The following is a 13139-nucleotide window of genomic DNA, read 5'->3' as shown; positions in this document are numbered from 1 at the left end:
CTTTACAATGACCGAAAACTACAATCCAGATGAAAAACTCAAAAAGATCTTTATTACTGCTGTTGCCCATTTTCGCTTCCGGCAGTCTTTCCGCCCAAAAAGCACAGACAAAACCCGGAATCAATATGTCTCTCATGGATATCAAAGTCAAACCCGGAGACGACTTTTTCAGATACGTAAACGGAACCTGGTTCGACAATACTGAAATTCCCGCCGACCGCCAGCGTTGGGGCAGCTTCGACGAATTGCGTCAGAATACAGACACTGATGCACTGAATATCCTGAAAGCGGCTTCCGCTTCCGGTAAGTACAAAACCGGAACCGACCAGGCAAAAGCCATTGGGCTTTACCAAACCATAATGGACACGGTTTCGCGCAACAAGAACGGATATGCGCCACTTAAACCGTATTTCAAAAAAATAGACGAAGTTAAAGACATCAAAGGCCTTCAAAAGTTGTTGACCGAAATGGAACCGCTTGGCGGCATTGGTTTTTTTGGGGTCGGGATTGGACCTGATTCCAAGAACAGCAATCGCAATATAGTCAGTGTCGGGCCAGGTTCGGTCGGATTGCCCGATCGGGATTATTATGTTTCTTCGGATGCCGATTCACAGGAAAAACGTAAAAAATATACAGACCATGTGGCACGTATGCTTGAAATGGTCGGCGTTTCCAAAGATGCTGCTGCCAAAGACGGAGCATCGATCCTCGAATTTGAAACCAAGTTGAGCGAGCCTCGTTTGGACCGGGTCGAAAGACGCGACCGACGCAAAAGTTACAACCCGATGAAGGTCTCGGATTTACAGGCCATGACACCTGCAATCGACTGGAAAATGTATCTCGATGGCATCGGATTGACTAACCTCGATTCGCTTAATGTCTCTCAACCGAAATACATGAAGGCACTTCAGGATTTATTCACTCAAAACAATGTCGATACCTGGAAGGCCTACATGAAATGGACGTTGCTCAACCGTTACGCAGGAACCTTATCGACAGATCTCGAAAACGCCAACTGGGAATTCTACGGAAAAGCACTCACGGGTGCCATCAAGCAACGACCTCGTGACGAACGCGCGTTACAAAGCGTAAACGGATCAATCGGCGAAGCACTCGGTAAACTATATGTGGCTGAAAAATTCCCGCCGGAAGCGAAGGCAAAATGTGAAAAGATGATTTCCTATGTGTTCCGCGCCTATGAAAAACGTATCAACGAACTGCCTTGGATGGATGAAAAAACCCGCGCCATGGCCATTGCAAAACTCAAAAAGTATAGCATCAAAATAGGTTATCCGGACAAATGGCGTGACTATTCAGCACTGGATTTGAAGTCGCCGACAGCAGGCGGATCTTACTTTTCAAACGCTCAGGCTTCGGCCAAATGGCGGTTCAATGAAGATCTCAAAGACCTCAAAAAACCGGTAGATAAAACACGTTGGGGCATGACGCCTCAAACCGTCAACGCCTATTACAATCCGTCGTTCAATGAAATTGTGTTCCCTGCGGCCATCTTGCAACCTCCGTTTTATGATTATAAAGCGGATGAAGCCGTGAATTTTGGTGGTATTGGAGCTGTAATCGGGCATGAAATCTCGCACGGATTTGATGATTCGGGTGCGCGTTATAACGCAGACGGAAACCTGGTGAATTGGTGGAGCGATCAGGATTTGGAAAAATTTACCAAGCTAGGTGACGATCTGGCGGCACAATACAGTGCACTTGAGCCGTTGCCCGGGATTTTTGTGGATGGTAAATTCACGCTTGGTGAAAACATAGGTGATCTAGGCGGTGTGACTGCGGCATATGACGGCCTTGAACTGTATTTGAAAGAAAATGGAAATCCCGGAAAAATCGACGGTTTCACACCGGAACAGCGTTTCTTCATTTCGTGGGGAACCATCTGGCGTACCAAAATGCGTGACGAAGCTATCAAAAATCAGGTTAAGACTGACCCTCATTCACCAGGAATGTACCGTTCGTATGTACCGTTGCAGAATGTGGATGTGTTTTATCAGGCGTTTGACATCAAGCCTGGCGACAAACTATATGTTGTTCCTGAGAAACGCGTAAAAATCTGGTAAGGATGAGTCAAAGTGTAAATTTGTATCAGATAGATGCTGTGGAATTCAGGAAATTTTCGGCAAATCAGGAAGCTTATGATTTTAAGTTCGACGACACTAATTCAGCGGTTTTCGACCAGAATTACGAAGGCTTGAATTTTTTGCTCGAGACGTATTTTGCAGGCGAATTCCCGGAATCGTTGGAAGAGGTTTTTTATCCGACGGAATTTGTGGGTGAGGAAATAGAGTTCGATGCACTTGACTTTGAAGATCCTGAAGATTTTCCGGAATCGACGGCGACGTATTTTCTAAAACCGGAGGTGATTTCCCACGCGAATAAAATCCTCGAATCGCTTGATGCTGATGATGTGCTCCGATTGTATGATGCCGACAGTTTCAACAAAAACGATATTTATCCGACTGTGTGGCACACTAATGAAAGTCCGGATCAGGCGTTCAACAAACGACATTTGGCCGAAGGATTCGATTTATTGAAAAAGACCCTTGCCGATGCCGATTCAAAAGGCAATTACATTCTGTATTTTATTGGCTGATTGAGATAATTCTTTTGATATGGAACCCGTATTTAAAAAGCCCCCAAAAGTTGGACACTAATGGGGGCTTTTTGTATTCGGTTGCAACTTATTGTATGGCGAGTTTGCTGCTGAATTGTTTGCCTTCCTTATCTGTCATTTTAACCAAATAGACACCGCGGGCCAAGTCTGATGTCTGGAAGTGATTTCCGGAAGTGGCTTCGATTTTTTGGTTGAAGACAACGCGTCCGGCATCGTCGATAATAGTGAAATTGAGCGGATACATGCTATCTGGTGCATCAAGGAAAACCTCGCCGTTTGATGGATTCGGATACATTTTGATTCCATTGCGCGTAAAATCTGCCGATGATAAGTCCAGGTCTGAAATCTTATAGATCGTTCCGCCGCCTGCTACATATAACTCTCCAGAATTGTCTTCGCCCAAAGTGGTTATGTTTCCTGCAAACGAAAGATTCGTGGTAAACGTAAGCGTTCCGTCCGGTACAACGGTTGCCAATTCGCTTTTACAGTAATCGGCAAAGAAATAGTTTCCGTAGAAATTCGGGTACATGGCACCACGATAAACGTAACCACCTGTTATGGAACAACCGGAAGTGGCTGCATGCGTATATTCGGCGAAAGGCATCGTAATGGTAGATTCTTCCGGACAACCTGAAATATTATATGGTTGTGTGCCTTCATAACAACGCCATCCAAGATTGAGACCCGGAGTCAACGGAGCCGTAAGTTTATTGATTTCTTCCACTTCATTCTGGCCAACATCTGCAATCCATAAATCCCCGTTGAGCCTGTCGAATGAAAACTTCCAAGGATTGCGGACTCCGTAATAGAAAATTTCGTCGTTTCCGTCAATTCCCACAAACGGATTCGTAGCAGGTATTCCATATGGTGAGGCTGAATCTACATCAATCCGAAGCATTTTACCCAAATTCTGCGAAAGATTCTGTGCACGGTTTCCAGGATCGCCACCGCTTCCACCATCACCCATTCCTATATATAGGTAACCGTCCGGACCAAACCGAAGCGTACCTCCATTGTGATTACTGAAAGGCTGGCTTATGGTAAGCAGGACGACTCCGCTTGTGGCATCAGCAACGTTAGGGTCGGTCGTGCTTACGGAGTAGCGTGCAATGTTGGTTGCTCCATCACCATCACGGGTGTAATTAACATAGAAATATCCGTTGTTGGCGTAATCCGGATGGAATGCCAGGCCAAGCAAACCTTGTTCACCTCCGGAATCGATGACAGAAGGCCCAAGTGTAAGGAAAGGTGTTGTATTCGTCGTGCCGTTTGCATTCAGGATCTTAATAGTTCCGCCTTGCTGGACTACAAACAATCTGTCATCTGAGGTGTGAGTGATTTCCACGGGACTTGAGAAGCCCGTTGCAAAAGAAGTGACCGCTATGGTCTGTCCCTGCGAACAAAGGCCTAAAGTTGAAAATAAAAATAGGTAAAGTCGTTTCATAGCATTCGTTATTAAAGGTTTATGTTTCTAAAAGTAGGAATTTTTACACTATGTAGATTACTCAATTCTGCTTAAAATATGTAAGACATTCATGTTTGCAGTTTCATTCAAAATTCGCTAAGTCTCTAGCAGAATGAATTTTAACAAAAATTAAAAGTAGGAATATTCATATGTTTTACACAATTCCCATGTTTGTTTATAAAAAAAATATTAATACTTAACTATCTGATTTTCAATTCTATTTGTTGACTTTCATCGACGAACTGCATTTTTTTATTTGTAGGAAAAAAAATATGATGCATTTTTATTTGTGCACTTAATCGATGTTTTTATACATTTGGTCGATGTTTTAAACGAATCATCGTTTGAGCATTGTCAGAAACAAAACAAATTTACTTGTCCCAAAAAACAAAACATTTAACCACTATGAAAAATCTGTACTACGGAAATGAGGAATCCGTTCGTTTTAGATTACGCCTGAAATTAATACTGGTCTTTTTGATCCTTGTGGTCATAGGAACGGCTGCGCAGGCACAATGTCCTACACCACCGGGTGATCCTACAGTTTACGGAGTCGATTCCTGGATTGGATATGTCTATTCTGATCTTGACGGAAACAACCCGCCACAGAATGCTCTGGCTTCTGTTAACTACAAAGGCTATATTACTCAAACAGAACAGTTCAATTACAATCTTGCAACGGGTGCCGTATCTGGAACTAATGTTTGTGGATCCTATAGCGACCGAATGTCCATACGCTTTCGCATGCAACGGAATTACCCTGCAGGCTACTACAGCATAACAGTTGGAGGAGATGATGGTGTAAGATTGAGTACCGATGGTGGAGCAACTTGGGCAATTTCAGACTGGAATTACCATTCTTACCAAACAACTACAGCTGTAATATACCTGAGCGGCGTACAAAATATGGTACTGGAGACTTATGATCAGGGCGGCGATTTCCGCATATCTTTCGCCTATAATTCTTGTCCCGGTACACCGTCTACAGCACCGAGTTCAATAACTGCAACCGCAACCACAGTATGTAGTGGAAGCAGTACTACGCTTACGGCAACCGGAGGAACTCTCGGGACAACCGGAACCTACCAATGGGGAACAGGAACTACAGGCCAGAATATCCTGCCAGATACTACAGAATCCATAACAGTCAATCCTACTGCCAACACAACTTATTGGGTTCGGCGCGTAGATTCCGGAGTTTGTACACAGACAACTAATGCTGCTACACGTACCATTTCTGTAACACCTATGCCTACGGCTCCTGATTCCATAAGCGGTACGACATCTGTTTGTGCAGGTGCAAGTACGACGCTTACGGCCACCGGCGGCTCTACGGCCACTGGGTCTTCATATGAATGGGGAACGGGAAGCGTTGTAGGTTCTAATGTCATATCTGGACAAACGGGAGCTTCTATTACTGTTACACCTTCGACAACAACAACCTATTGGGTGCGCCGTGTGAGTGCGAATTCATGTGGGGCAACTAGCGGTGTTTCAGTCCAGGTTACAGTGACACCACCTCCCGGGGATCAAGTTTCTTACGGTTCAGGCTCGTGGATAGGCTACGTTTATGCTTCATGGACAGCAGGCCCGCCTCCTACAGATGCATTTACCACAACATATCGGGGATATCTGACCCAATCTGAAACGTTTGACCAGAATCTCGCTACCGGTTCGGTTTCTGGAGCAAACATCTGCGGATCTTATGCAGATAAATTTGCCATTCGCTATAAAATGACGAAATATATGTCCGGAACTTTCACATTTACGGTTGGAGGTGATGACGGATATAGATTGAGTATTGACGGCGGTGCTACCTGGCTCATCAACAACTGGGGCGACCACAGTTACACCACATCTACTTCTGCGGCCGTGACATTGAATGCAAATACAAATTTTGTGCTTGAATATTACGAAAATGCTACAGATTCACGTGTTTCATTTACCTATACAACCTGTGGTGCTACGGCCCCGACATCCCTGACTGCAGATACAGTTTGCAGCACTAGCGGTACAAACCTATATGCAAACGGAGGTAACGGCTGGACTTTTCAATGGGGAACAGGCTCTACCGTGGGAAGCAACGTAATAGGCGGACAGACAAACCAGAATATGTGGGTAAATCCTACGGTTGCGACTACATATTGGGTTCGTCGTTACGATTCAACCTGTAATTATTATACGACAGGACAGACCATAACAATTTATCCGGTTGGGACAGGACCTTGGGGCTTGTCTTCTTCCGCCTCTCAGGTTTGTTCTGGTGCAAATGTGACCCTGACTATCAATGCAGGAAATCTACCTACAGGCAGTGTATATGAATGGTCTACCGGAGCCTCGGCTGGAGCTACTGTTTTAGGTACAGGAACTGCTACGACCAGAACGGTTGCAGTAACGGCTTACACGACGTATTGGGTACGCATCATAAACGGAGGAAGCTGCCCGGCAGGAAATGCCGTATCGGTCAACGTAGATATTTACAGTCTGTCTACAGCTCCGACATCAATAACAGGGGACAACGGACTTTGCAGTGTCAACGGGATAAATCTGTATGCCAACGGAGGAACCAGCGCGCCTAACGCACAATACCAATGGGGAACAGGATCTGTCATCGGGACAAACCCAATAAGCGGCCAGACCAATCAAAGTACCTATGTAAACCCGACTACAACTACAACCTATTGGGTACGCCGTTACGATTCGAGCTGTAACAATTACACTGGCGGAGTTACGGTAACAGTTTACAAAGGAAGTGCAGGGCCATACAATATTTCAGGCCCATGGATGTCTTGTGCCGGTTCAAGTGTGACGCTTACTGCCGACGGAACTCCCGGAGCTGGAAGCTATCAATGGGGAACTGGTTCATCCGGATCGAATATTATTTCTGGTGCGACTACCAATTCAATTACGGTAACTGCTCCATCTGCAACAACTACATATTGGGTAAGGATTGTAGGGGCGGGAACGTGCGGGAATTCAAATTACATAACCTACAATCTGCAAGTGTACACTTCATCTACCCCTCCGACATCTATTTCCGGAAACGCGACCTTATGTAATGGTTCGGGACAAAACCTGACGGCCAACGGAATTTCGTTTGGCAACGGAGGCGGTCAATACCAATGGGGAACCGGATCTGTCGTGGGGACAAACCCAATTGCAAACAGCAACAGCCAGACATTGTGGGTGCAGCCGACAACTCCAACGACCTATTGGGTACGTGCCTATGATTCTACTTGTAACACCTATACATCTGGAGTGACATTTACCCAGGGGATTTCGTCTACGGCACCAACCGGAATCACTGCCGGAGCCACAACCATATGTTCAGGATCGTCAACTACGCTAACAGCAACTGGAGGATATGCTGCAACAGGTTCCGTTTACGAATGGGGAACCGGATGGAGTGCCGGGTCAAATACGATTTCAGGCAACACAGCTTCGATCAGCGTCAGCCCGACCTCAACCACAACCTACTGGGTTCGCCGATATGACGGATCGCCTTGTAATGCCTACACATCGGCACAATTTGTTACCATTACTGTCAATACACCATCTGTGGCACCGACTTCCATTACGGGAGCACCAGCTTCAACAACTTGTCCATCAACAGCCATAACCCTAACGGCATCAGGCGGAAGCGGATCGAATACATTCCAATGGGGAACCGGAAGTGTTGCAGGAACAAATGCTGTGGCAGGTACCGGAAGTACCTTGAACGTATCTCCAACCACCACTACAACATACTGGGTACGTCGCGTAGATGCCGCTCCTTGTAATTATACGGCTGCTGCTTATGTTACGGTTACTGTGGGTGCCGCTCCGGGAACACCGTCTGTCTTTGGAACAAATCAATGGAATGTGTACGCATACAATGGTGCCGATATCAACTTGGGATCATCTTTGGTCTACCGTGGTTACTATGTACAGAACACACTTAGCCCGAACTCTCAGGATACGGCGAACAACGGCTGGAGCAGCTCGCTTTCACCATCGGCTTCAGCAGGATGGAACGGTTGTACGGTCAATAACGATACCCATACATTCGTTTATAAAAGACAAGGTTTCCCTTGCGGAACGTATTCACTTACCATGAATAACTGGGACGATGTGCTTCAGGTGTATCTTAACGGAACACTGATTCATTCGCAAGGATCATATGGAACCACAACTACACTTATCGGAAGTTATAACCTCGATTCATCAAGCCAGATCGAAATCCGTATCCGTGAAAATACCGGAAATTCAAACATGGCCATGACTATTGTTAAGACAGATGTTGCTTCAGTCGCTCCTACATCTGTTACCGGAACCACAGCTACCTGCTCAGGAACTGCAGTTACGCTTACTGCCAACGGTGGAACCAAAGGAACCAACGGTGTGTATCAGTGGGGAACAGGAGCCGTAGGATCAACCATACTTGGTACTTCGACTGTAAACACATACAGTGTTTCACCAACGGGTACTACAACATACTGGGTGAGATTCCTGGATTCATTCTGTGGGACCACTACATCAGGTGTTTCCATGACCGTTACCGTATCTGCTTCTGTGGCAGGAACTATCAGTACGTCATTGAATGAAATCTGCCGTAATTCAACACCGAATTCAGGATTTACGTTGACCGGCCAGACAGGATCTGTCGTAAAATGGCAATATGCTACCAATGCGGCTTTTACAACCGGTGTTACCGATATCGCTGTGACGACAGCCACACTAAGCGGGGCTCAAATCGGGTCTGTACCGGCGACGCGTTACTATCGTGCCGTAGTCCAAAGCGGAAGCTGTGCAGTTGCATACACCAATGTACTGACCATTACTGTTCCGGCTGCGGTAACCTACAACGGAACCTGGAGCGGAACACCAACTGCTACCACACCGGTACTCATAAATTCAAACCTGGCCCTGAATACGAACCTTACTGTTTGTGCTTGTGAATTAGCCAATAATGCAATCATAACCATCAATAACAACGCAAGCCTTATCGTGAAAAGGGAAGTGAAAGTAAATGCCGGATCAACTTTCATCATAGAAGATAAAGGTAGTCTTGTACAAGTTGATGATGATGCTACAGATATCGGAAATGTAATTGCCAAACGCAACACAACCCCAATGCGTACGTATGATTTCACCTACTGGTCGTCTCCGGTTACAAACTTTACGCTGAACTCTCTTTCGCCAAACACCTTAAGTGATAAGTACTACAGCTTTAACCCAACAATCGGAAACTGGTCTTCCATTGCGGGAGGAAACCAGGTAATGGCACCGGGTGTCGGATACATCATACGTGCACCTCAAGGCTGGGCTTTGACGAACACCAGCAACGGTGTCTATACAGGACAATTCCAGGGAGTGCCGAACAACGGTGTCATCAATACGCCAATCATAAAGAGTGCAAGCCCATACAACCTGATTGGGAATCCGTATCCGTCTGCTATCGACATAGACCTGTTCATTACAGATGCCGTAAACCAGGGCGTCGTAAACGGAACCGTTTATCTGTGGACACACAATACACCATTGAACCCGGCGGGCGGAGTGTACACCTACACGAATAATGACTATGCAAAATACAACCTCACCGGGGGTGTCAAAACAGCATCAGCCGCTATTACGGGAGGTGCGGAGCCAACAGGTAAAATTGCATCGGGACAAGGATTTTTTATTGAAGGCCGCACCGGTCTTGCCAACGGAACGTATTCCGCAAGATTCAACAACAGCATGCGTGTGGCGAACAACAACAACCAGTTCTTCCGTATGGCGCAAACAGATGAATCCACCGCAATGCCAGCCGATCAGGAAATCGAAAAGCACCGCATTTGGGTAAACCTGACCAATGCAACCGGAGCGTATGACGAAGCCCTTGTAGGTTATGTCGCCGGAGCTACGAACGAAAAAGATCCGTTGTTTGACGGAACCACGTTCCCTGCCGGAAATGCCGCAAGCCTTTATTCGATACTCGGTCCGGATAAACTTTCAATACAGGGACGCACACTGCCGTTCAGCAACCAGGATGTGGTGCCAATGGGTTATAAAGTGACCGTTGCCGGAGAATTCCATATTGCGTTGGAGCACTTTGACGGTTTGTTCGACAGCCAGGATGTATTCCTTCTGGATAAAGCGGACAATACCTACCACAACCTCAAATTGTCAGATTACACGTTCACTACTGTAACCGGTCAATTCGATGATCGTTTCGAAATCCATTACACGGAATCGACTTTGGGAACCGGAAGTCATGTGGCCGATGAAAACAACGTCATCGTCATCAAAAATGCTGACCATATCGAAATCAGTTCCGGCAGCCAGCCAATGAAATCGGTGACGCTGTATGATGTAACGGGCAAGAAAATCTATTGGGAATCAGACATCAACAGCAATCTGTTCGTTTCAAAAGACATCAACATCGCGAGCCAGGTCGTCATCGTCAAGATCGAACTCGAAAACGACGTGATCGTCACCAAAAAAGTAAGTTTCTAGATTTTGTTATAAATGTTATTGAGAATGAGCCCCGGAATGTGAGATCCGGGGCTTTTTTCTTTTTAGGGAGACTCCAGGAAAGGATTTAAGGGAACTGTTTCGGTAATTCGGGAATAGCTGTTAATTCAATCGTTCAGACCATTTCAATCCGCCAGGCAACTCCACATTCGAAAACTCCACATGAATGACACGTCTCTTTTTTTGGTTCGCAGTCCTGTTTGAACCATGAAGGAGTAATGGTTTCATAATCATAATTCCGCCCGCAGGAACAGAGCAGATGGTTTCGGTTTCCGTTTTAAAATTGATAGTCTCAGGACGATAAATGCCTTGTGAATGGGATTTCTCAATGACTTTAAGTGCGCCATTGTTTTCATTGGTATCATCAAGATGGATCCGTATGGTAAAATTGTTTTCCAGGATTTTAATCGGCGGCTGCACAGCAAACTGATTTTGCTTAACGGTCCATGGGCCAAAGTTGTCGATCCCTATTTTTTTGTCGACAGAAATCGTCAAATCCTGATGATAAGCCACATACCAATTCGAGGTTTCGGGTTTGTCGAAATAAATGCTCTTGACTACAAAAAAATCTGTTCCAAAAATGTCCGTGATCACTTGTTTTAAAGCGTCGGTGAATACCAGATTTTCAACTTTGGGAACTTCTTTAAGGAATTGTCTAATGGCGAATAAATTGGCAGATTTCCTAAAATTCTCTTTAGAAGTATCAACATCTTCTATTATTGAAATTAGGGTGTCGGTTTCCTCGCGGGAATAGATATCCGGGATAATGGAAAAACCGATTTCAGTTATTTGCTCTTTATGTTTTTCCAGTTCCATCACGCCGGTTCCCAAAGCTCGATCTTGTTTCCATCCGCATCCATAATATGCAGGAATTTGCCAAAGTCATACGTGGTGACATCATCCAGGATAGTGACACCATTCTGTTTGAATTTTTCAATAAGCCCTTCCAGGTTCTGCACGCGGTAATTGATCATGAATTCCTTTTTGGATGGGGCAAAATAATCGTCCCCGTTTTTGAAAAGGCTCCATTGAAGCGAGTCGACCTGATCCGGTTTTTCCATATTTCTCGAATCGAAGCCAGACGAACCCCAGGCATTGAATTCAAAACCTAAGTTCTTGGCATACCAGTCTTTGGTTTCTTTTGGATTGTCTGAATAAAAGAAAACACCGCCTATTCCGGTGACTTTAGGTGTTGTGTCTTCGGCTGATTGACCTGCTGGATTTTTTTGCTCTTCCATTTTTTGCTGTTTGAGGTAAAAGTAGCGAAAATGAAAAAAGCGGCATTAGACCGCTTTTATTTAAACTTGGAATATGTTGTGGCTTGGTTTATTTGAGGCCGTACGAAATGTATCCGCCGTCAACCAAAAGTTCGGTTCCGGAAATAAAGCTCGCATCTTCAGAAGCCAGAAACAAAACCGCTTTTGCCACTTCATCCGGATGCCCGATTCTTTGCAAAGCCGTTGCCGCTGCCAAATGTCCTTTGAATTCTTCAGGGACGGCATTTTCCAAACCAGGTGTCGAAATCGGGCCCGGGCTTACAATGTTCACACGGATTTTTCTTTCGGCAAATTCATTCGCTGCAATCGTCGCGATTTTATTCAATGCGCCTTTTGTTGCGGAATATACGCTGCCGCCCAACATAGAAGCGGTTGCCACTGTCGATGAAGTGAACAGTACCGAAGCGCCATCGTTCAAATGTGGAAGCAATCGTTGCAATGTAAAGTAAGGTCCTTTGACATTGATGTTGAACTGGCTGTCAAAATCGGCTTCGGTAGCTTGTGCCAAAGGAGCGAATACGGCAATTCCGGCGTTGAGGTACAGTACGTCAAGCTTCTGTCCGTTATCTGAAATCGCTTTTTCGAGAATAGCGATGTCTTCTAGTTTCGAAGTGTCGGAAACCAGCGTTTTCAATTTCGGGCTGTTGATCTCGGCTGCTGCTTTTTGAAGGCTTGCTTCGTTTCTGCCCGTAATCCAGACGTTTGCGCCTGCGTTGATGAATGCTTTGGCAGATGCAAATCCAATTCCGGTGCTTCCGCCAGTAATAACTACATTTTTATTTGTGAAGTTCATGTTATGATTTTTTATCATTTTGTGATGCAAAGCTACAGCGAAGTAATTTATTTTGGTAACTTTGTAACCAAAAGTAACAGTAACGTTTGGGTAACAAGGTAACTTATGACAGAAATTAACAGCGTGGCTTGCCACAAGAAAGAGCTTCGGGCGGTTCATGACGCCATGTATGTGTTGAGCGGCAAATGGAGGATCAACATCATTTCGTCCATCTGTTTCTACAACAAAAGACGGTTTACAGATATACTGACCGATGTTGACGGAATCTCGAATAAGATGTTAAGCAAGGAATTGAAGGAACTCGAAATAAACAAGTTGATACAACGGACAGTACAAGATACACATCCGGTAACGGTAACGTATCAGCTCACCGAATACGGGCGTTCACTGCAAACCATTATCGACCAGCTTTCGGAATGGGGAAAGCAACACCGGAAAGTGATTATTGGGGAAACTGAAATGGCTGTGTAA

The 13139-nt window shown here is 45.4% G+C and carries 8 protein-coding genes; 4 read left to right on the top strand and 4 right to left on the bottom strand.

The genetic code is table 11. The annotated features are described in order from the left end of the window. The first annotated feature begins 29 nt into the window (after positions 1-29). Positions 30-2081 carry a M13 family metallopeptidase gene (locus G6047_RS09390; RefSeq protein WP_169527357.1) on the top strand — a complete coding sequence of 684 codons (2052 nt, stop codon included), beginning with the start codon at positions 30-32 and terminating at the stop codon, positions 2079-2081. 2 nt (positions 2082-2083) lie between these two features. Next, positions 2084-2614: a DUF1877 family protein gene (locus tag G6047_RS09385; protein WP_169527356.1), complete on the top strand. Its 531-nt coding sequence runs from the start codon at positions 2084-2086 to the stop codon at positions 2612-2614. Positions 2615-2702: 88 nt separating this feature from the next. Here the strand turns inward: G6047_RS09385 and G6047_RS09380 are convergent, their stop codons facing one another. Then, positions 2703-4079 carry a PQQ-dependent sugar dehydrogenase gene (locus G6047_RS09380; protein WP_169527355.1) on the bottom strand — a complete coding sequence of 459 codons (1377 nt, stop codon included), beginning with the start codon at positions 4077-4079 and terminating at the stop codon, positions 2703-2705. Between the two features lie 426 nt (positions 4080-4505). On the opposite strand from G6047_RS09380, the gene G6047_RS09375 reads away from it, so the two are divergent. Then, entirely contained in the window at positions 4506-10580 is a 6075-nt protein-coding gene (locus tag G6047_RS09375) for an Ig-like domain-containing protein (protein WP_169527354.1), read from the top strand. Positions 10581-10700: 120 nt separating this feature from the next. On the opposite strand, the gene G6047_RS09370 is transcribed toward G6047_RS09375, so the two are convergent. The 3 genes from G6047_RS09370 to G6047_RS09360 all read right to left on the bottom strand — a co-directional run bounded on the left by G6047_RS09370 (position 10701) and on the right by G6047_RS09360 (position 12668). Further along, entirely contained in the window at positions 10701-11414 is a 714-nt protein-coding gene (locus G6047_RS09370; protein WP_211165421.1) for a phytanoyl-CoA dioxygenase family protein, read from the bottom strand. After that, a complete protein-coding gene (locus G6047_RS09365) occupies positions 11414-11836 on the bottom strand; it encodes a VOC family protein (protein ID WP_169527352.1) in 423 nt (140 codons plus the stop codon). The genes G6047_RS09370 and G6047_RS09365 overlap by 1 nt, the downstream gene beginning before the upstream one ends. An 88-nt stretch (positions 11837-11924) precedes the next feature. Continuing rightward, on the bottom strand, positions 11925-12668 hold the full coding sequence (locus tag G6047_RS09360) for an SDR family oxidoreductase (protein WP_169527351.1): 744 nt from the start codon (positions 12666-12668) through the stop codon (positions 11925-11927). A 105-nt stretch (positions 12669-12773) separates the two neighbouring features. On the opposite strand from G6047_RS09360, the gene G6047_RS09355 reads away from it, so the two are divergent. Next, positions 12774-13139 (top strand): winged helix-turn-helix transcriptional regulator, encoded by a 366-nt coding sequence (locus G6047_RS09355; RefSeq protein WP_169527350.1) that lies wholly within the window; start codon positions 12774-12776, stop codon positions 13137-13139.

Source organism: Flavobacterium silvaticum (assembly GCF_012911565.1).
In the GTDB taxonomy this organism is placed as follows: domain Bacteria; phylum Bacteroidota; class Bacteroidia; order Flavobacteriales; family Flavobacteriaceae; genus Flavobacterium; species Flavobacterium silvaticum.
This window is presented reverse-complemented; position numbering and strand designations above follow the sequence as displayed.

Bases quoted from the DNA above. Each gene is read 5' to 3' on its own strand.
- G6047_RS09390 (WP_169527357.1), top strand. From the start codon at position 30: ATGAAAAACTCAAAAAGATCTTTATTACTGCTGTTGCCCATTTTCGCT.
- G6047_RS09385 (WP_169527356.1), top strand. From the start codon at position 2,084: ATGAGTCAAAGTGTAAATTTGTATCAGATAGATGCTGTGGAATTCAGG.
- G6047_RS09380 (WP_169527355.1), bottom strand. From the start codon at position 4,079: ATGAAACGACTTTACCTATTTTTATTTTCAACTTTAGGCCTTTGTTCG.
- G6047_RS09375 (WP_169527354.1), top strand. From the start codon at position 4,506: ATGAAAAATCTGTACTACGGAAATGAGGAATCCGTTCGTTTTAGATTA.
- G6047_RS09370 (WP_211165421.1), bottom strand. From the start codon at position 11,414: ATGGAACTGGAAAAACATAAAGAGCAAATAACTGAAATCGGTTTTTCC.
- G6047_RS09365 (WP_169527352.1), bottom strand. From the start codon at position 11,836: ATGGAAGAGCAAAAAAATCCAGCAGGTCAATCAGCCGAAGACACAACA.
- G6047_RS09360 (WP_169527351.1), bottom strand. From the start codon at position 12,668: ATGAACTTCACAAATAAAAATGTAGTTATTACTGGCGGAAGCACCGGA.
- G6047_RS09355 (WP_169527350.1), top strand. From the start codon at position 12,774: ATGACAGAAATTAACAGCGTGGCTTGCCACAAGAAAGAGCTTCGGGCG.